Annotated in this window: 16 protein-coding genes and 1 pseudogene; 7 read left to right on the plus strand and 10 right to left on the minus strand. The window is 41.3% G+C overall.

Translation table 11 applies throughout. The features are described from left to right. Positions 1-39: 39 nt before the first annotated feature. The 8 genes and pseudogenes from ACP2AF_RS16295 to ACP2AF_RS16330 form a co-directional block, all read right to left on the minus strand. Positions 40-156: pseudogene (locus ACP2AF_RS16295) on the minus strand (hypothetical protein); the annotation flags it as partial. A gap of 100 nt (positions 157-256) precedes the next feature. After that, entirely contained in the window at positions 257-1843 is a 1587-nt protein-coding gene (locus tag ACP2AF_RS16300; protein ID WP_425237214.1) for a DUF7133 domain-containing protein, read from the minus strand. Positions 1844-2399: 556 nt separating this feature from the next. Then, entirely contained in the window at positions 2400-3935 is a 1536-nt protein-coding gene (locus ACP2AF_RS16305; protein ID WP_425237215.1) for a YifB family Mg chelatase-like AAA ATPase, read from the minus strand. Between the two features lie 5 nt (positions 3936-3940). After that, complete coding sequence (locus tag ACP2AF_RS16310; RefSeq protein ID WP_425237216.1) at positions 3941-6340, minus strand: penicillin acylase family protein; 2400 nt, start codon at positions 6338-6340, stop codon at positions 3941-3943. 96 nt (positions 6341-6436) lie between these two features. Then, a complete protein-coding gene (locus tag ACP2AF_RS16315) occupies positions 6437-8437 on the minus strand; it encodes a cytochrome c biogenesis protein CcdA (RefSeq protein ID WP_425237217.1) in 2001 nt (666 codons plus the stop codon). Beyond that, entirely contained in the window at positions 8434-9696 is a 1263-nt protein-coding gene (gene tilS / locus ACP2AF_RS16320; protein WP_425237218.1) for a tRNA lysidine(34) synthetase TilS, read from the minus strand. Before tilS ends, ACP2AF_RS16315 begins: the two co-directional genes overlap by 4 nt. Before the next feature lie 135 nt (positions 9697-9831). After that, the gene (locus ACP2AF_RS16325) at positions 9832-11130 is read right to left on the minus strand and encodes an anthranilate synthase component I family protein (RefSeq protein WP_425237219.1); all 1299 of its coding nucleotides are present in this window, start codon (positions 11128-11130) and stop codon (positions 9832-9834) included. Then, on the minus strand, positions 11127-11666 hold the full coding sequence (locus ACP2AF_RS16330) for an NADPH-dependent FMN reductase (RefSeq protein ID WP_425237220.1): 540 nt from the start codon (positions 11664-11666) through the stop codon (positions 11127-11129). Before ACP2AF_RS16330 ends, ACP2AF_RS16325 begins: the two co-directional genes overlap by 4 nt. Positions 11667-11827: 161 nt before the next feature. Between ACP2AF_RS16330 and ACP2AF_RS16335 the strand changes: the two genes are divergently transcribed. The 6 genes from ACP2AF_RS16335 to ACP2AF_RS16360 all read left to right on the plus strand — a co-directional run bounded on the left by ACP2AF_RS16335 (position 11828) and on the right by ACP2AF_RS16360 (position 18104). Beyond that, positions 11828-13012, plus strand: a complete 1185-nt coding sequence (locus ACP2AF_RS16335; RefSeq protein WP_425237221.1) for a heparan-alpha-glucosaminide N-acetyltransferase domain-containing protein — start codon at positions 11828-11830, stop codon at positions 13010-13012. A gap of 56 nt (positions 13013-13068) precedes the next feature. Beyond that, positions 13069-13299 carry a CDGSH iron-sulfur domain-containing protein gene (locus ACP2AF_RS16340; RefSeq protein ID WP_120711489.1) on the plus strand — a complete coding sequence of 77 codons (231 nt, stop codon included), beginning with the start codon at positions 13069-13071 and terminating at the stop codon, positions 13297-13299. A gap of 121 nt (positions 13300-13420) precedes the next feature. Then, positions 13421-15184, plus strand: a complete 1764-nt coding sequence (locus tag ACP2AF_RS16345) for a serine hydrolase (protein WP_425237222.1) — start codon at positions 13421-13423, stop codon at positions 15182-15184. 89 nt (positions 15185-15273) lie between these two features. Further along, positions 15274-16773, plus strand: a complete 1500-nt coding sequence (locus ACP2AF_RS16350) for a DUF5060 domain-containing protein (RefSeq protein ID WP_425237223.1) — start codon at positions 15274-15276, stop codon at positions 16771-16773. A gap of 9 nt (positions 16774-16782) precedes the next feature. Next, entirely contained in the window at positions 16783-17685 is a 903-nt protein-coding gene (locus ACP2AF_RS16355; protein ID WP_425237224.1) for a 3-keto-disaccharide hydrolase, read from the plus strand. Between the two features lie 47 nt (positions 17686-17732). Then, positions 17733-18104 carry a nuclear transport factor 2 family protein gene (locus tag ACP2AF_RS16360; protein WP_425237225.1) on the plus strand — a complete coding sequence of 124 codons (372 nt, stop codon included), beginning with the start codon at positions 17733-17735 and terminating at the stop codon, positions 18102-18104. Between the two features lie 60 nt (positions 18105-18164). Here the strand turns inward: ACP2AF_RS16360 and ACP2AF_RS16365 are convergent, their stop codons facing one another. Beyond that, positions 18165-18773 (minus strand): TetR/AcrR family transcriptional regulator, encoded by a 609-nt coding sequence (locus ACP2AF_RS16365; protein WP_425237226.1) that lies wholly within the window; start codon positions 18771-18773, stop codon positions 18165-18167. 73 nt (positions 18774-18846) lie between these two features. On the opposite strand from ACP2AF_RS16365, the gene ACP2AF_RS16370 reads away from it, so the two are divergent. Next, positions 18847-19710 (plus strand): alpha/beta fold hydrolase, encoded by an 864-nt coding sequence (locus ACP2AF_RS16370; protein WP_425237227.1) that lies wholly within the window; start codon positions 18847-18849, stop codon positions 19708-19710. A gap of 104 nt (positions 19711-19814) precedes the next feature. Here the strand turns inward: ACP2AF_RS16370 and lpdA are convergent, their stop codons facing one another. Continuing rightward, positions 19815-21221, minus strand: coding sequence for a dihydrolipoyl dehydrogenase (gene lpdA, locus ACP2AF_RS16375; RefSeq protein ID WP_425237228.1), 1407 nt, complete (start codon positions 21219-21221; stop codon positions 19815-19817). Positions 21222-21293: the final 72 nt, after the last annotated feature.

The following is a 21293-nucleotide window of genomic DNA, read 5'->3' on the forward strand; positions in this document are numbered from 1 at the left end:
AAATCTTAAATATTCATAAAGGGTTTTATGTACTGAAAACTATCCTAGCCAGCCCTCTCTATCCAAACTCCGATATTGAATTGCCTCTCCAATATGGTTGCCGTTGACATTGCTTTTGTTTTCCAAATCAGCTATGGTATGGGCTACCTTAGTTACTCATTTTCATTGTACGTAGATTAAACTACGGTTACTTAAAAGCAAGATACTTATACTCAACTGTGGACCAGCATATTAACCACACAGAATTAACAACTAATTATAAAGTGTTTAGGTAAGACACCAAGGAGTTTATTTCGTCTTCGTCCAAGCCGTTAAGCAATCCTGTATACATTAACGATTCCTCTAGCTGTTCCATTGCTTTAATATCATTTACAGGGATTGTTTTAATACTATTGCCGATCAATATTATTTTCACTTCAAATTCGCTTCGCGCTAAAACCCTTCCCAAAAACACAGTATTGTTTACGGTTGTTATTTTTGTCGGGAAGTCTCCGGGTTTCAATCTTTTCGAGGGATACTTGATTTCTTCAACCAGTTCTTCCCTATCATATACGCTAGAAATGTCCTTTAAATCCGGCCCCAACATTTCTGAGACTCCATCAATAGAATGGCAAGAACTACAGGCCCTTTCGGCAAATATAAAAGCCCCTTTTTCTATGGTACTTTTATCTACATTTTTTTGATTCAAATCTTTGTTCGCAATGGTTTTCGGCTTAATCCAATCTTGTCTGATAAGTTTATATATCGTTCCATCTTCCTCTTCTTTAGAAATGTACCAGTAATCCGTTTCGCCAACAGAGCTCACATAGATTTCACCTTTATCATTGATGGCCAATCCGGCAGCTTTAGGAATATCGGCAATAGGAGATTCTTGTATTTGAATCGAATCAGTGCCTAGCTTATTCACTTTTATCCTAGTTACACCTCCTCTTTTCCAATATTCTCCTGGGCCATAGTATGCAACGTATAAGTATTCTTCACCTCCATCTTGAACAAACTGCATTTCGGCAGGTGCGACTTCATAATTGAGATTTGCCAGGTGTTGTCTTACAGATACCTTACCATATTTTTCCTCATTGTGACCATAAAAACTGCCCTCTTTAAGTATGTGCAATTCCTCAGTTTGATTTTGGCCTCCTTCGTTATCAGAAAAAAAAAGTTCACCTTCTTTATCGTAAGCCATGCCAAAAACCGATCTTATGCCAGTAGCTACAATTTTGGCCGTTTTGCCATCTGGCGAAGCTTTTAATATGGCCCCTCTATATTTCAAAGGGTCTGGGCTTGCTCCAGCGTTCCACGAATCGGTAGTAAGTGTAAAATACAGCCAGCCGGCATCGTCAAATTTTAATCCAGTGGTGTATTCATAGGGATGGTCGCTAAAAGGTATTTGATCAAAGTACACAAAACTGGTATCGGCAACGTCATCATTATCCAAATCCCTATAAACTCTTATTTGTTGGGGCAATCCAACATATAAATCCCTTCCTTTAAACGCCAGACCTGTTGGGCTTCTGAACCCGTCTTTTTTAACATCACAAAATAGTTTGGCCTTGTCCTCTATTCCATCTCCGTTGGTGTCATGTAAGCTATAAATCTCACCTGTCAAATTAGCTGCGAAAAGGATATTGTCAGACCGAAGTTCCAAAACACCGGGATTCCAAACTTTTTGACCTTTATCCAGCGGCAACTTTACTATGGCATAACGATCATATACTGGAATGGTGGTATCCATATGCTTCCGAATGGTCTTTATGGCAATTGAATTAGAACTTGATCTGTGTTCACCTAAACAACCCATCAGCAATAGAACGAAGCAGTAGAACACCAATCTTATCAATTTCATTTTTTTCTTATTTAGTATCAAGTCAAGTCTAGAGCTGTGGCATATAATTTTGAGGGATTTTGAAGCGGTAAAATGTGGAAAGCACAATATGACAATATCTGCTCGGAATGTTTCTAAGACTATAGAGTGTAATATCCCAAACATGAATTATTACCAAACTTTGGGCTTAACTTGCCCTTAAAGCCTACTTTAAATATAATCTTATATTTGGAACGACCCTAATCAATACGAGTTTTAATTTTTTATAGATTGTTACTAATCAAATCCCAAGTTACATAAATATGGTTTTCAAGAAGTGATAATGTGAAGAAACCTTTAGGCTTCAGATATGGTAATAGCGTTTACAGATAAAAACAGGGGAATGTTCTAGAATCATCCTCTATTCAGGAATTTATCAACCCTGATTAGGGGTTTGCTGCTTTTGTGGGCCATTTCAGTATAACAAGAACCTTCTCCCATAAAGTAGGGCACAATTTTGGATATAAACATGATGCTGCTGACTTTTCCAGTAAGTTCATTAGATTCGCACTTGGTATGAATGTCACAGTAGTACCTATCAACCCAACCACCCTTCGCGGTCTAAGCTCCGGTATTGTATGGCCTCTCCAATATGGTTGCCGTTGACATTGCTTTTGTTTTCCAAATCGGCAATCGTTCGGGCGACCTTTAAGATACGATCATAGGCCCTGGCAGAAAGGTTCAATCGCTCCATTGCTTTTTTGAGCAGTTCCTTTGAGGCCTCATCCAACCTACAGAATTCCCGGATCTGTTTGGTATTCATCTGGGCATTATAATGTACATTGTCCAATTCCTCAAAACGCCGGGTCTGGATTTCCCGTGCTGCCGTTACCCTTTTCCGGATTTCTACACTACCCTCCCCTTTCCGGTCCTCGGACAATTTTTCGAAGGGTACGGGTGTCACTTCAATATGGATATCGATACGGTCCAGCAGCGGACCGGAAATTTTTCCCAAATACCGTTGCATCTCTGCCGGGGAAGAGGTGACCGGGGCATCCGGGTCGTTAAAATAGCCTCCGGGACTTGGGTTCATGCTGGCGACCAACATAAAACTGCTGGGATAGGTTACCGTAAACTTGGCCCGGGAGATGGTTACTTCCCGATCTTCCAGGGGTTGCCGCATCACCTCCAAAACGCCTCTTTTAAACTCGGGCAATTCATCCAGGAACAATACGCCATTGTGCGAAAGGGATATTTCCCCAGGCTGTGGATAGGCCCCACCACCAACCAAGGCTACATCCGAAATGGTATGGTGGGGACTCCGGAAAGGGCGTTGGCTCATAAGCCCCATATTCTTAATCTTGCCCACCACACTGTGGATTTTGGTGGTTTCCAAGGCCTCATGCAGCGTCATAGGCGGAAGAATGGAGGGCAAACGTTTGGCCAGCATGGTTTTTCCTGCACCAGGTGGGCCGATCAAGATAATATTATGCCCACCAGCAGCTGCAATTTCCATACAGCGTTTTATACTTTCCTGACCTTTGACATCCGAAAAATCAAATTCGGGAAAATCAAGGTTTTTATAAAACTCCTCACGGGTATCCACAATTACCTGCTCCAAAGGTTTTCCTGTGTCAAAAAAATCAATGACCGTTTTGATGTTGTCCACCCCAAAGACCCTTAAATCGGATACTATGGCCGCTTCCTTAGCATTTTCCATGGGAAGGATAAATCCGGTAAACCCTTCCTCCCTAGCCTTTATGGCAATGGGAAGAGCACCTTTTATAGGTTGTAGGCTGCCATCCAAAGACAGTTCGCCCATGATGATATACTTCTCTAAGTTTTCGGACTGGATCTGCCCGGAAGCGGTCAATATCCCAACAGCCAGCGTAAGATCGTAGGCCGAGCCCTCTTTTCGTAAGTCGGCCGGAGCCATATTGATGGTAATCTTTTTGCCTGGAATCTTGTAACCGTTATTGAGCAAGGCAGCCGCGATTCGGTAATTGCTTTCCTTAATGGCATTGTCCGGAAGGCCTACCAAGTGATACCCCACTCCCCTATCTACATTGACTTCCACTGTTATGGTCGTGGCCTCAACCCCAAAAACGGCACTCCCATAAACCTTTGTAAGCATATATGTTAATCTTGTGTAGGCTTAAATGTAAGTAAAGATTTTGAAGTTGCTTCTATTTCTTCCCGATTCATCATCATTTTTCGGAATTCACCATTAATGTACATTTGGGCCTGGTCTTCATAGTAGGGACTAAATGGATTCCCGGATTGACCGGTAGGCAGTATACTGATGCTATTCTCGATATCTGAAAAATCGATTATCCTGCGAGTGGAAGGCCCGGAACCCACATTATAACGTCCGGTTTCGTCAAAGTTGAACTTCATATTGTTTATGACCTCCCTTGTGCCATCTACAGGAAAAGGGCCTACATTGAAGAAGGAACGAAAAATTGCCACTTGGCCGATAGGATGACCATGCTCCACCGTATGCACCTTATCCCATGACCAGTTTCTTCTGTCGGAGCCAAATTCTTCTTCCAAGGATTCCAGTGCCTGTGCGAAGGACTGTTGTACAATCTCTTTTTTTGTCTCCAAGACCTCGGGTGTCCCGATATCATCCCACCAGACTGAATTTGATTTTGCCGCCATAGGGGCAATCAACCTTTTAAGGAAATGGGTCTCCAAAACCTGTTGGAATAATTCGTCCCCCAATTCATCGGCAAATGTATTTTTAAGGAAATGATAGATCCATAGTGTAAAAACAGTAGCCTCAGTGCTTTCCAAGGGATAGTCACCCTGCCAGGCAACCAATGCGTCCAACTCCTTAGTTTGCAGGTTATTTAGCTGTTTTAAATCCAAGGATTTTACCAAATTATCCACAATCTCGGGATGTGCCGGGGATGTGACATCGGTAATCATTTCGGCTACCGCTTCCCTGTCCCAATCATCTTTTTGTTCCAACAATTGAACAATTCTTCGTGCACGATTCTCGGGCAGGTAATATCCAGGGTATAACATCCCTGCAATGGAATCCGGTTGATTGTTGGCAGAGTACACATAATTCCATGGTGGGTTTATTGCCTGGGGGTTTTGCGAAAAATCCAAATATTCCCTTTCCAGAGGCAACCCGGCAAGGGGTTCATAAATCAATTTGGTCTGCAGGCCGTCAGGAATTTGATACAACTTGGCCGTAGCCCACCAAGCCACGTTTCCTTTTGCATCGCCATACATGATATTGAGACCAGGCGCATGGATATTGGTTAGGGCAGACTGAAACTCCTGAATATTGGAGGCGTGGATCATATCATACAGGGCATGCATTACTTTATTCTCTTCTTTTGTGTAAATCCAATACATGCTTATGGGGCGTTCGCCGGTTATTTGGTCAGCTATTCCGTTGAGTATTGGGCCATGGACCGTTTTTTTAAAATGAAAGGAAACATCGGAGGAATCCTTCACTTTTATGGTTTTGGAAACCTTTTCATAATCGGACCATCCATCGGACGTTTTGTATTTTGAGCTATCAGAGGGATGTGGTTCCTCAAAATAAAAATCCACATCGTCATTTTCGAACATGGTCATCCCATAGGCCAATTCGCGATTATGTCCCAAAATTGGGAAGGGAATACCGGCCATATGATAGCCGTACTTTTCATAGGTAGGTGTTACTACATGGGCCTCAAACCATACGGCGGGTTGCGCGAAACCAATATGGGGGTCATTGGCAAAAATGACTTTTCCGTTCTTGGTCTTCGTGGGTGAAATTACCCAGCCATTGCTTCCCTCAAAAAACGGAAGTGCTACTTGTTCCAGAGCATCCGAAACCATAGCAGTAATGGTGTTTTGCACAGAATCATTAGGAAATCCCATGTGATTTTTAATCCAAGTAGTACTGGTATCCACATCAATTTCCAAGTCTTTGAGGTATTCCGGGCCTAGCTGGTTTTTTATATTCGTTAATAAGGGATCTGTCTTATGGGCCATTGCAAAGCTAAAAGCCATATACCCAACGGTATTATAGATGTCCCTCAACGTAAAAGGCTCTTTTTTAAGCCCTGTAAGATAAAATTCCAAGGGCGTGGGCCCGCTTAAAATAAATTGGTTTACGCCTTCCAAATAGGCCTGGGCAAGCTGAACCATTTCATGGTCCATATCAAGCGAAGCCACAGTTTTCAAAGAGGCATCATCAATTCCTAGGGACAAAAAAAATTGATCGGTTTTTACCAAATCCCTTCCAAAGATTTCCGAAAGACCTCCCCTGCCTACCCTTCGTAATAATTCCATTTGCCATAATCGGTCTTGCGCATGTACATAACCCAATGCTTTAATGGCATCCTTTTTGGTATTGCCGTAGATATGTGGAATGCCGTAGGTATCGTAGTATACGTCTACTTCTTTGGAAAGACCAGAAAGTTGCTGCTCTCCTTCGTAGGTAGGGGTAAGTGAATTAATGAATATCCCTCCGCATAAAATGAAAATACCCAGGACTGTCAAAAGAATCCATCCAAGTATTTTAAATTTTCCCATCCGTACCATTTTTACAGTTAAGATAGGGGTATTCCCAACAATAAAAAACACCTTTAGAGGTTCATTTTGTTGTATCCATCAAAAGCAAGAATGATTTCAGAGCTGTGGAACTTTGGCAATAGCCCCTTTTGTTTGTTCAAAATTTCTCAACCCTTTCTGTAGCCAATTGCGATAGGTATTCTTATCGGTATATTGTACCGCCGAATTGAGTACTTCCAAATCTGAAGTCATAAGAACGTAATATGGCTGGGAGGCAGCGTTGAAGTTTATCGTCTGAAACGTACCCCATTTCTGACCTATGGTCTTTATGGACTTCACCCGGCCAGAATCGAATTTAAAATTGAACTGTTCCGATACCGGAAGCTCCTTACGGTCATCCACGTACAAGGAAATAAGGACGTAATCCTCCTTTAAAACGGAATATATATTCGGTTCGCTCCATACCTTTTCTTCCATCCTACGGCAGTTTACACAGGCCCAACCCGTAAAATCCAATAGTATGGGCTTATTGACCTCTTTGGCATAGGAAAGACCTTCCTCAAAATCCTTAAAACAATCAATGCCCAAGGGACAATCACTCTCGATGGACTTTACACTATAAAAATCCGGAGGTGGAAAACCACTAAGCAATTTTAAACTGGAGGCATTGAACAAGCCTAAAATTAGATACAAGGAAAATCCCACGCTTACCACTCCTGTGCTTATTCGTAAAGGCGATAATTTCTGCCTAGGTCCGTCATGGGAAAAGCGAAAAATTCCAAAAAGATAAAGTGCTAAGAGCAGGAACAATACAATCCAAATGCCCAAGAAAATCTCTCTTTTAAAGATTCCCCAATTCCCAACCAAATCGGCATTGGAAAGGAATTTAAAGGCTAGGGCCAACTCCAAAAAGCCCAATACCACTTTCACCGTGGTCATCCATCCCCCAGATTTGGGCAGCGAATGCAGCCATGCCGGAAAAAGGGCAAAAAGGGCAAAGGGCAAGGCCAGAGCCATTCCAAAGCCCAACATTCCTGCGGATAGATTGGTGGCCACATCACCTTCGGCCAAAGTGGTACTTCCCAATAATCCACCTAAAATGGGGCCTGTACAGGAAAAAGAGACAATAGCCAAGGTAACCGCCATAAAGAAAATCCCCAATCCACCACCCACCTTGTTGGAAGCAGAATCCATGGCATTGGCCCATGAACTCGGTAAGGTAAGCTCATAATAACCAAAAAATGAAAAGGCAAAGAACACAAATACCAAGAAGAGAAAGAGGTTGAGCCAAATATTAGTGGCTATGGTATTCAATATTTGGGAATCGATGGAATCAAAAAGATGAAAAGGAACGCTCAATAAAAAGTAAATCAATATGATAAAAAAACCATACAATAATGCATTGGCCACTCCCTTGGATTTTTTTTGGGACTGTTTTGTAAAAAATGAGACCGTAAGCGGTATCATGGGAAAAACACAAGGGGTCAACAGCGCAATTAGTCCACCCAAGAAACCGAGACCAAAAATAGTCCATAGGCCGGATTTGGATTCCGAAGTCCCAATCTCGACATCTCGCAGAAGCTCTTTGTTCTTTAAATTCAATCGTAGCGAAGCACTTAAGGCTTCACTTTTTTCGTCAATTATCTTCTCTTCAGTAGTGACGGCACCTCCATCCAAAGGAAATGAAAAGTCCGCTTCAGCAGGAATACAAACTTCCTTGCAGACTTGATACCAGAGGTTTACATCAATTTGTCGAACATCTGGATTTAACAATCGAATTCTTTGGGTAAATACAACTATTTCCTTAAAAAAGGTTTCGTCGACCTCAAAAATATCACTGTATTCGGTAATTGTTTCGCTCTCCTCGGTTTCTCCGACGAGTTCATAAGCTTTGCCGGACCCTTCATATTTGAATTCGCTAGGAAATGCACCCCCTTCAGCTGTATGTTGGGAATATACATGCCAGCCCTCATGGATTTTTCCCGTAAACACAAGCTCATATTCGGTATCCGAGATTTTGTTGGCTTCATGGGACCAAAGCACAGGGTTTTCGTCATCCTGTGCAAAGGACAATAAACCGTTAAAAACCAATACTATAAAAAGTACTATGTTTTTCATGTCTTCAATTCGAATTTTACAATCTCACAGGTATTTTGCACAACCTTAAAACGTTCGTCAGCTCTTTTTCCAACCACCCAAACAATAGCGTCCCCAGAACACAGCAACCACTGTTTTTCTTTGGAAATGGCATCCATTTTCTCATCCTTGAAGAATTTGGAGACTTTTTTTTTGCCCTTCATTCCCAAAGGATAAAAATAGTCGCCTTTTTGCCATTTCCTTAAGGTCAGTGGATACTTTAACGTTTCCTTGGCCACATATAGTACATTCTTTGAGGTTTCCTTAACATGCAGTACTTGGCTTACCTTTAAGTGGATCGGGGTATGGATTTCCTCTACATCATTCGAAATGTTATAATCCTTTGTATTTTCTTCCTTGATTTCAGCCAACAAAAGAAAATCCCGGTCCTTTACCATTCTATGCGTCTTAGAGCGTACTTCTTTTCCACTCATGGCGGTAAGCAAGGATTTTACATCGTTCCATTCCGTAAAACCATATCCCTTGAAGAGAGCGAACAAATGGGTGTCCAAAGGCTCTAATTCCAATACGGAGGCCACACTGATCCGAGTTATCCCATCTTCATGCTGAAAAATAGCCCTCCTGATCTGATCTATGTATAACGCGGCCAACTTGGAGGTACCTTTGATATATTGTTGGGTATTTTTGAAGTTTTCCAAAAAAGTTGGGTGCAACTCTTTTAGTTTGTGTACAATTTCATGCCGGATTTTATTCCGTAAATATTTGGTGTCCGAATTGCTATTATCTTCACGCCATGCCAAGTTTTCAACTTTGGCATATGCTAGAATCTGGGATCTGGTAAAAGGCAATAAAGGTCGTGCCAAGGTATCCGTCTTTTCGGGAATACCGGTAAGACCATCAATTCCCGTACCTCTGGAAAGGTTGATCATAAAGGTCTCCAAATTATCATCCGCTTGATGGGCCGTCATCAAAATTTCAATATGGTTTTCCTGCATTACCTCAGCAAACCATTGATACCGAAGTTCACGTGCAGCTATTTGAACTGATACTTTATTTTTTTCAACATAATCCATTGTTTTAAAACGAGTTGAAAAAAAAGATTTAGATATTCCAAAAGCCAAATCCCTTACAAATACTTCATCTAGGTCACTTTCCGGGCCCCGTAGCTGAAAATTACAATGGCCTATGGCAAAATCCAATTCGGCATGGTGACAGAGATGGGTCAATACAATACTATCCACTCCCCCGCTACAAGCCAGAAGAAATGGTTTCCCTAGCAACTCAGGAAATTTTCTTTTGATATGTTTCTTGAATTTTGCTAACACAAAACAAAGGTAGCGGAAAAGTTTATAGTTGAGATTTACCGCAAACAAAGGCTACTATTCACCTTTGCCAGACTTTTTTTATAGCTTGGCCTAATCCTCTAGCACTTCCCGCATGGCTTTGGCCTTAACAAGGCACTCCTCATATTCTTTTTCAGGGTCCGCCATAGCCGTAATGGCACTGCCTACGGAAAAAGACACATATTGCTTCGAAGCATTGTACAAAATGCTACGTATGACTACATTAAAATCAAAATCCCCCTTTGGTGTAAAATAACCCACTGCACCGCTGTAGAGACCTCTCTTAAAGGACTCCAACTCCTCTATAATCTTCATGGCCGAAATTTTAGGCGCCCCGGTCATACTACCCATTGGAAAGGTTTCCTTAATGATTTCCACAGCATTTTTAACAGAATCCACTCTTGCTGTTATTGTTGAAATCATTTGATGTACTTGCTTGAAGGTGTATACTTTACCAAGCTCTTCTACGGTAACACTACTTTTTTTTGCGCTCTTGGACATGTCGTTCCGGACCAAGTCTACGATCATAACGTTTTCAGCGCGTTCTTTTTTATCATGAACCAAGGAAACTCTTAGGTTTTCATCTTCGGTCATGTCCTCAGAACGCCTAGCGGTACCTTTAATGGGTTGGGAAATAATTTTGGTTCCCAACTTTTTAAGATAGCGTTCCGGCGAAGCCGAGAGCAAATACTTATCGTTAAGCTTTAGATACACCGAAAAGGGAGCGTTAGAAATATAATTTAGCTTTTGATAGGTACGCAAGGGGTCAATTTGTGTGTCCGTTGCATAAAACTCCTGGCAAAAATTGGCTTCATAGATATCACCTCTATGAATATGGCCCAACATCTTCTCCACTCTCCTAAAATACTCATCCTTGAAAATGCGCATACGTATATGGATATTCTCGGTAGTTTGGATAGCCTTGCTATTTGCAAAGCCCCAATCGGATATTGCGTTAAAATCTTGCTCAATTTCATCATCCAATATATTCAGGTAGATGAAATCTGCTACACTTCCATTTAATCGGATAATCTTCTTGGGCTGGAAAAAAAACAATTCCGGAAAATCCAATCCGTCCGGATTATCGGAACTAAGTTGTTCCACATCATTTTTAAGGTCGTAGGCCAGATACCCGAACAGCCAATCCTTTGTTTGGGATTGGTATTCCTGTAGCTCTTGAAATGCATTGTTAAAATCACTTTGGATAGAAGTAAAGGCGTCAACCGCGAGGATTGCATCGAAAGATCCGTACGCATCAGGATGATCATTGCCTTCCAGCCAAACGGCCTCCCTAAACTGCTGAGACCAACGTAACAGGGAGTCCTTAAATTTTTGGATGTTGGATACCGCGTAGGAAACCTTTTTTCTCAAGCTTGAATTTTGGATAAGAATTCCGCTATTTTCTCTTGGTGTAATTTTGCAAGCCCGTCGTTTACAATGCCTTTGCTTTTGTCAAAATTAGCCTTAAAACTGGGCAGGGAAAAGGTCAAAACCTCGGAAGCACCAAACCTGACCAAGGTTTTTTCCGCAATCTCCAAGGCTCCCAGGCCTCCCCTTTTACCTCCCGAAGTAGACATGAGCAATATAACCTTGTCCTGCAAAAACTTGCGCTCCAAACGGGACAGCCAATCAAGTAAGTTCTTAAAATAGGCGGATATATTACCATTATGCTCATTTGCGGAGATAATAAGTCCGTCCGCTTTATTGATATCGTTCTTTAGTTCAACCAGGGAATTGGAAAACCCCTTCTCCCTTTCATGGTCAATGCTATACATTGGAAAAGGAAAATACGCCATATTCAATAATTGAACGGCCTGATCGCCCACAATTGAGGCGCTATATTTTACCAATTGAAAATTAATGGAAGTTGAAGAATTGCTCCCAGCAAATGCCAATATTGTAGCCATTTAAGCGTTTTAATCGTTATTTGGCGAAAATAGGGCAAATGCAATTGAATTGCGAGTATTTTACCTAATTTTGCGTCGCAAAACATCCAAACCCACTGTTGCACAAGTATATAGACTTAGGTATTGAGGGTTCAATGTGTACAAAGGGGCTATAAATAGATATGGAAAAGAAGTCCGCTAGATTATATTTCATCGACGCTATGAGGGCCTGGGCCATCCTAATGATGCTCCAAGGACATTTTGTAGATGGCCTCTTGGATATGGGGTACAGGGATAATTCCGTTGAAGGTTATACTATTTGGAAATATTTTAGGGGCATTACCGCCCCTGTATTTTTTACGGTATCGGGATTTATCTTTACATACCTTTTTATTCGGGCGCCACAAAAAGGCTTTGACAACCCGAGAATAAGAAAAGGTATAAAACGTGGATTGCAGTTGTTGCTTATTGGTTATCTACTTCGCTTGAATTTATCCGGACTGTTGCAAGGCCAAATCTATGATACATTTTATTTGGTAGATGTATTGCATTGTATTGGCCTGTCTCTTTTGGGGATAGTAGGCATTTACTTATTGACTTACAACAGAAAAAGGTGGTTATTTCCTGTGACTTTGGTTGCTATCAGCTTCCTGCTATTCTTGTTTGAACCTTTTTACAAACAGTTTACGTATTCGTTTTTACCGGATGCCCTGTCCAATTACTTCACCAAAACCAATGGCTCTGTCTTTACGATTTTTCCTTGGTTCGGTTACGCAGCTTTCGGAGGGTTTTTATCCCTATTGTTTACCCGATTTAAAGACTTTAAGTATTTATATCCAGTAGCCATTGTAGCAGCTACGGTTTTTGGAATTTCACTTATTTTTTATTCATCAGATTTATTTTTATTTATATCAAAATTAACTGAAATACAGTTATTTGCAGATATTTATTTTAATAATTACTTATTCATTCGATTGGGTGATGTTTTTCTGGTATTTGCTGTATTTATGCTTTTTAGAAGTTTCCTGACCCATAACGCTTTAATAAAAATCGGACAAAGTACATTATCCATTTATGTGATTCATTTCATTATTCTTTATGGAAGCTTTACCGGGCTGGGATTATACCGATTTTTCCATCACTCTTTAACACCTCAGGTGGTCATTCCCAGTGCATTGATCTTTATGGGCATTTGTACGTATACCGCTTTATTGTATGAAAGGCATAAGGCGACCTTAAAGCCGAATCTTCTTTTGGCCGCCGGGTATGTAAGGACCAAGGTTGAGCCTTCTTATCTTAATGCAAGTAAGCTAGTTAGGGTCTCTTTAGGCCGATTACTTCGGCTATTTGGATTGGTTAAAAATTAAGACCTCTCTTTTCCTCTAATATCCTATTACGTATTTTCGTTTAAAAACAATTGGATATGAGCGATACTAAATACTCCCCTATTCCTGTAAATCTTGAATCTGGAAAGCGCTATTCATGGTGTAGCTGTAGCTTCAGTAGCGAACAGCCCTTTTGTGATGGATCCCATAGGGCCAATAAGGCTACGCCTCCTTTGGTCTTTGAAGCGGAGGAGACCAAGGAAGCATGGTTATGTACTTGCAAACAGACCGGCACCCCGCCCTTTTGCGATGGCTCCCACAATGGATAATTCTTTTCCGGATACCCTTAATGGTACTGTAGATACGGCAAATGACATATAGGTGACACCTAAATGTCGTGATAAAGACCGGATTTGGCAGGTAGTTTTGTAGTGAACTAAAATCAGAATTATGGAAAACAATTCACTGGCCAAAAATCTAACCTATCAACGTAAGCTTAAAGGGTATTCACAAGAGGACTTGTCCGAAAAGACCAATGTGGCCGTACGGACCATACAACGTATTGAGAAAGGCGACACCAATCCGCACCTGCAAACCATAAAGTTGCTGGCCGCAGCCCTTGAAATAGAGGTTGAAGATCTTCTTGAACTTGAAAACCCCAAGACAGAAAATCTACAAAAAAAATGGTTGTTGTTATTACATGGCACGCCTATTTTGGGCTTAGTGCTTCCGCTGTGCAACATACTGTTTCCCTTATTTCTTTGGATTCATAAACGGGAAGACAATCCTATTTATGAGATGCATGGTAGATCGGTCATAAATTTTCAGATAACGATGACCTTTTTGTTCATCTTATCGTTTATCGCACTTGTTACCATAGAAGGTTTGGGCTTTTTCTTTTTTGTCGCCGTAATTCCTTTTACCATAATCGTTACGGCGTTCAATATTGTACTTGCGATAAACTCACAAAAGTGTTACTATCCATTAGCTATTCCCTTTTTAAAGAATAAACGCAATAGAAATTCTAAAAATTTGGGAATCGTGTTAGCTTTTGGCCTTATTGGCTTAATGGGTTGTAACTCTAGTATTTCCCAGGACATATCCCGCTTATCCGAAACTACCATCGCGAAGGACTCCTTAGATAGCAAAATTGAACAATTAATGTCCGATGCCCAAGTCCATGGTATGGCAGTATCCGTCTTCAATGGTGATACCACCACTTACCAAAAGACTTTTGGCTACAAGGATTTTAAAAATAAATTGCCATTGACGGATTCTACGAATATCTATGGGGCTTCCTTTAGCAAAGCTGTTTTTGCGGTGTTGGTCATGAAGCTGGTTGAAGAAGGTATCATTAATTTGGATACACCGTTGGAATCCTATCTGCCTAAAAAAATCTATGGGTACGAACCTTTAACGCGATGGCATGATAATTTTTCAGATTTAGCCTCGGATACCTTATACCATAAAATCACCGCTCGAATGTGCCTGGCCCATACTACAGGTTTTCCCAATTGGAGATGGTTTGAGGCCGACAAGAAATTGAAGGTAAAGTTTGAACCCGGCAGTCGTTACCAATACTCGGGAGAAGGAATGGTGTATCTACAAGTGGTTTTGGAGAAAATCCTCAATAAAAACCTAGAGTCTTTAGCAGAAGAACATATTTTTAAACCACTTGGTATGAAAAACTCAGGTTATCAGTGGTATGAGCGTTTTGAAAAAGATTTTGCCTATGGCCATTCCAGTTCTGGAGAACTATACCACAAGGATACTGATAATGAGCCCCGGGGGCCTAGCACCCTGGAGACTACTGCATCGGATTATACGCAATTTTTGGAAGCCGTATTAAGGGGAGAACTTATTTCCAAGGCATCTTGGGCAGCGTTGTTCACGCCACAAATCCGGATACGTTCCACAAGGCAATTTGGACCGTTATCCAATGAAGAGACCACACGTTATGATGCCATCCAATTAAGCTATGGGTTGGGTTGGGGTCTATTTAAGACTCCATACGGTTTTGGGGCCTTCAAAGAAGGGCATGGTGATGGATTTCAGCACTACTCGGTCATTTTTCCACAGGTTGGAAAGGGTATTATGATTATGACCAATAGTGATAACGGGGAAGGTATTTTCAAGGAGTTATTGGAAGTTGCACTTGGTGATACCTATACTCCCTGGGAATGGGAAAATTATATGCCGTACAATCAAAAATGAAAATGGAGTGAAATCCTTTTTGGATTATTAAATTTTCAAAATAGTAATTCAATTCTTTTGTTATATTTTCGTCCATAAGGTCGAATACAATGAGAATTGGAACACTGATTATTTACATTCTTTTTTTATCAAGTTTTTACCTTAGGGCCCAATCCAAGGTAGAAAAATGGGATGTTTTCGAATTGCGGTTGAAAGGTAAGAGGGAAGGCAATCCGTTTGTTGAAGTTGATTTGACCGCCAAGTTTTACCAAGGTCGAGACACCCTAAAGATATCCGGGTTCTATGATGGGGATGGTATTTACAAGCTACGTTTTATGCCCTATAAGGAAGGAAACTGGCAGTATTTAACCGCAAGTAACGACTCCAAGCTTCACCAGCAAAAAGGTACATTTGAATGCATCCAGGCCAAGAAAGGAAATCATGGGCCTGTGATGGTAAAGGATACATTTTATTTGGCCTACTCGGATGGGAAACCTTTTTACCCATTGGGCACTACAGCCTACGGATGGATACAACAAAACAAGGAAACCCGTGAACGAACCTTGGAATCACTTAAAAAATCCCCGTTCAATAAAATTAGGGTAGCGCTACTCCCCCATGCCCCGAGCGGTACCAATTACGATCTCTATCCCTTTGAAGGCGACGGGAAAGACTGGAATTTTTCCCGATTCAACGTAGCTTATTTTGCCCGATATGAGCATTACATTAAGGAAATGCAGAAGTTGGGCATTCAGGTAGATTTATTTGTTTTCCATCCCTATGATAAAGGGGTATGGGGATTTGACGCTATGAACAAAGAAGAGCAATACCTGTTTTTAAAATATGTAAATGCCCGGTTCGGTGCATTCCGTAACATTTGGTGGTCCATGGCCAATGAATTCGATTTAATGCCCGAAAGAACAACCGAGGATTGGGACGGGTATTTTCGTTTTTTCCAAGAAAACGACCCGTACAGCCACTTGCGATCTATTCACAATGCTGCAAACTGGTACGATCATAGCAAGCAATGGGTAACTCATGTAAGCGCTCAGAGCGAAGCCTGGTGGAAAAGCAGTGCACTCCGTGATACATTTAAAAAGCCAGTAATATTTGATGAATTCTGCTATGAAGGCAACGGGGACAATCGCACCGTAGCGCTCAATGGGGATATGATTCGACATCGTTTTTGGCTTATGACCATTCTTGGGGCCTATGCCACACATGGTGAAGCATTCAAACAAAAGGATACAGGTTACCAATTTTTCCGTCAAGGAGGTACTTTTAAAGGCAGTTCGGCCAAAGAGCTCCATGTATTAAAAAAAGTACTCGATGGTATCCCGGGGCACTTGAAACCCTTGGGAACGGATTGGCGATTGAATTGGATTCGCGCTGGAGTAGATGAGCACTATTTTTTATATTACTTCGGTGAATATCAAAATAACAGTTGGACCTTTATGGAGTTGCCCGAAAACCTCAAATATCAAGTCGATATTATTGATACCAAAAACGGTACAATCGTTAGGCAGGAAAACACTTTGGGCAAGGGAGATACATTAGCTCTACCCGGAAAACCCTATATGGCCGCGGTACTCCAACTAGTTGCGCAATAAATGATGCTGATGACGTACCTTAAGACCTTTTTTCATCTATTTATGACCATCTCGTTTTTTCTGATGATACTTGGCTGTTCGGAGAACAAATGGACTCCGATCTATCAGGGAGAGGATACGCTAACGTTTAAACATTACTTGGGCATTCCGGACTCCTCAGTAAATGTTCAAGGGATTAAGAAGGACAGCTTGGGTAACTATACGGAGGGATTGGGATATAATGACCCCTTGAACGTATTTACCATTGACACCCTTGATCAAGAAAACGTAATTCGCATATCGGGCGAGGTAATCGGCGGATTAATTCTTAAGGATAGTTTGGCCAACTATCATCTTAAATTGAAGTTTAAATGGGGTGACCTAAAGTGGAAATGGATGGAAGGTCGGCCCAAAGACGGGGGCATACTATACCATCAGGGAAAGGTTCGGCATGAATTGCAAATCCATGAAGGGGACGTAGGCAGCTATTGGGCAAAAAATGTGATTTTAGATATTCCAGCCACTTCAACCACGGCTATTCCCAAGGCCATCAAAAAGGCCAAACCCTATTTAGAACATTTGGTGAGCACCTTAAAGGACACGATGTTGCTATTTGATGAAAATGGAGGGCTGCATCACTTTGAAGGTAAGAACGAATGGCAAATTGTAATAGCAAATCCGTACAACGAAAAACCGCATGGGGAATGGAACACCCTAGAGCTCATCTGTTGGAGAAATCATGCCGTTCACATGATCAATGGGGAAGTAAATTTGGTGGTTCTAAATTCGTTTTACAGAAACGGCTCGGAGTTGGAGCCTTTAATTTCTGGTAGACTAACACTCCAATCCGAGGGTGCCGTTGTTTATTTTAAGGATATAGTATATCGGAAATTGGAAAAAACTCCGGAGGTTTTATCCAAATATCTGGAATAGGACTTTTGTGCTTTGGAATATACCACTAGAACAAATACGAATATTTGATGGAAGAAAACAAAAAGAATGCGATAGCCTTTTATAAAATGGCCTACGAAGGAAATCCACGAAAAGCGGTTGAATTGTATATAGGCAAAACCTATATTCAACACAATCCGGATGTAGCCGATGGTACGGAAGGGTTTATTACCTACTTTGAAAGAATGCAGGCAGAGTATCCGGACAAGTCCATCGAGTTTGTCCGATGCATCGCCGAAGGTAATCTGGTGGCGCTACATACGCATCAGGTTTGGCCAGGGAACGATGAATATGTCACCATGGATTTTTTTAGATTCGATGCTGAAGGAAAAATATGTGAGCACTGGGATGCCATACAACAGATTCCGGAGGTTTCCGCCAATCCAAATACGATGTATTGATGCCCAACAGCTCCTATTGAATAGTGTCGGATACATCAAACACATGTCACTGAAATCAAATTATTTTAAATACGCCTCATATTCTAGTAACCCCTTAACCGTAAGGTAAGGCATTAGCAGATTGTTTACATAGGTAGTATACTTGGTCTTCAGTTCCAGATCTGCAAAATTTTCCGGACGAAGGTTAAGAAAAAAGAAAGTCCTCATGGCACCGCTTAAATCCATTAGGTAATTCAAGTCATCATGTGTTAGTTCCTCTCGCAATATTCCTTGAATTTGTAATTGTTCTAAAATCTTCATGAAATTCATTTTTCTAAAGGCATTATTTTCTTCGGCCTTTAAATAAACGGCAGTATAACTCCTCCTGATCTCAACATAATCTACATAGAAGAATAGGTATTTCATTGAAATGTCAAATGTTTTCTGGGGCGCATCCAAAATTCCATAAAGCAAATTTTGAAACTGAAATGATTTCATAATTTCTGTGGTTTCAATCGTCATGTCCTCGAACAATTCAAGAATAAGGTCATTTTTAGTTTTGTAGTGATAGGTAACATTTCCATAGCTCTTTTCCAGAGCTGAAGCCACCTCTCTCAACGTGACATTTTTAACGCCCTTCTCGTTGAACAGATCCGTTGCTTTACGCTTTATTCTTTCTTTGGTATCCATGTTATTTCCAAAAATAGGCCAAATGGACTAAACTTAGGATTTTTATTCTATATTTGATGCACAATTTAATAGTATGGGAACCATATACAAGAGTGAGCAGGCCAAAAATGGTCTGATGAAACTGTACGAAGAAAAATTGGAAAGCTTACACATCGAGTATTTGGAAGTGGATGTCGATACCCAATTTGGAAGAACCCGGATAATCCAAACCGGCAATCCAAATGGCAAACCAATTGTTCTGTTTCATGGGTTCAATGCTGGGGCGCCGCTTACCTTGGAAGCTATTAAGGAATTAGGCAACCTATATTCCCTTTTTGCAATTGACACCGTAGGACAGGTTACAAAAAGTGAAGAAACATTAATGAATACAAAGGATAACTCCTACGCCATTTGGGCGGATGAAGTTTTGGAAAAACTGAACATTGAAAAAGGAAATATTATTGGGATTTCTTATGGTGCATTCATTGTTCAAAAACTAATTACCCATAAACCCGAAAGAGTAAAAAAATGCATTTTTGTAGTTCCCAGTGGCATTGTAAATGGTGATATTTGGGATTCGATTACGAAACTTACCATCCCCCTTTTACGCTTTAAGATAACCAGAACAGATAAGCACCTTAGGGCCTTTACGAATGCCTTTGCGCCAGAGGAGGACAAGTTTTTATTTCAACTGTTAAAGTCCCTGATGTTGGGCGTGAAGCTCGATACAAAAATACCAACTTTGCTAAAAAGAAGAGACATAGCTCATTTTAACAAACCGGTCTATGTAATTGCAGCTTCGGATGATGTTTTCTTTCCAGGTAAAAAAGTGGCGAAAAAAAGCAAGTTGCTTTTTAGCAATTTGAAAGGGGTACATTTTTTAAATGGCTCAAAACATATGCCTCCCAAAAATTCATATCCCGAAATACAATTAAAAATCAAGGAATGGGTTAATTGAGGCTATTAATACTACTCGTCTTAAATACTAGTGCTAAAGCAAACACACAAATGCGCTTACCACACCAGCCTTCGGTAAGTACAAAAAACACTCAATAACACGCTCTAAATATGCAAAGCACGATCCGCCGTGGCTGCCAAAGCAGCTTCCTTAACGGCTTCTGCATAAGTGGGGTGTGCATGACTCATCCTCGCGATGTCCTCTGCAGAAGCACGGAATTCCATAGCGGTTACAGCCTCTGTTATCAAATCTGCACAACGTGCTCCGATCATATGTACACCTAATACTTCGTCCGTTTTTGCATCGGCCAAAATCTTTACAAATCCATCGATGTCCATACTGGCCCTGGCACGTCCCAAAGCACGCATCGGAAATTGACCAGCTTTGTAGTCCACTCCAGCTTCCTTTAACTCTTCTTCGGTCTTGCCTACGGCAGCCACCTCTGGCCATGTGTAGACTACCCCTGGAATAAGGTTGTAATTGATATGTGGTTTTTGACCTGCCAAAATTTCCGCGACCAATGTTCCTTCCTCTTCCGCTTTATGGGCCAACATGGCGCCACGGATAACATCGCCAATGGCATAGATGTTCGCTGCGCTCGTCTGCAAATGTTCATTTACCTCTACTCTACCCCTATCGTCAATCTTAACTCCGGCCGCCTCGGCGTTTAGTCCATCCGTGTAGGGGCGCCGGCCAACGGAAACAAGACAGTAATCACCCTTAAATTCAACTTCCTGCCCTTTTTTATCATCGGCCTTTACAATCACTTCATTGCCTTTACGCTCAACGGCCTTGACCTTATGGGATAGGTAAAACTTTGTCTTTTGCTTTTTCATCACCTTCATAAGTTCCTTGGAGAGGGCACCGTCCATTGTGGGAATAATTCGATCCATATATTCTATAACAGAAACCTCCGCCCCTAGGCGTTTGTATACCTGGCCTAATTCCAATCCAATAACACCCCCTCCGATAATAATCAAATGTTTTGGGATTTCCTTTAGTTTCAGGGCTTCCGTAGAGGTAATAATACGCTCCTTATCAATTTTGATAAAAGGCAGGGTAGAAGGTTTGGATCCCGTAGCTATAATGCTATTCTTGGTTTCTATGGTCTCTGTTTTTCCATCACTCTTCTTGATAGTAATATGGGTGTTGTCCTTAAAGCTACCGAGACCCTCATAAACATCAATCTTGTTCTTGTTCATTAAAAACTCGATGCCTTTGGTGGTCTGGTCTACCACACCCTGTTTTCGGGCAATCATCTGTTCCAGGTTCACCTTTACTTCCCCAGGAATCTCTATCCCATGTTCCTCAAAATGCTTAACGGCATCCTCATAATGATGGCTTGAATCCAATAGGGCCTTTGAAGGTATGCAACCTACATTAAGGCAAGTTCCACCCAAGGTGGAATACTTTTCAATAATCGCGGTCTTCATTCCTAATTGTGCGCAGCGGATGGCCGCAACATAACCTCCGGGTCCAGAGCCGATAACGGCCACATCATATGAATTCATAAAGTAATCTGCTTTGATTTGAAGTACAAAAATACCACGATTTTTTGGGTTGACCATAGCCCGGAAACAGAT

The organism is Ulvibacterium sp. (assembly GCF_965248315.1).
Classification (GTDB): domain Bacteria; phylum Bacteroidota; class Bacteroidia; order Flavobacteriales; family Flavobacteriaceae; genus Ulvibacterium.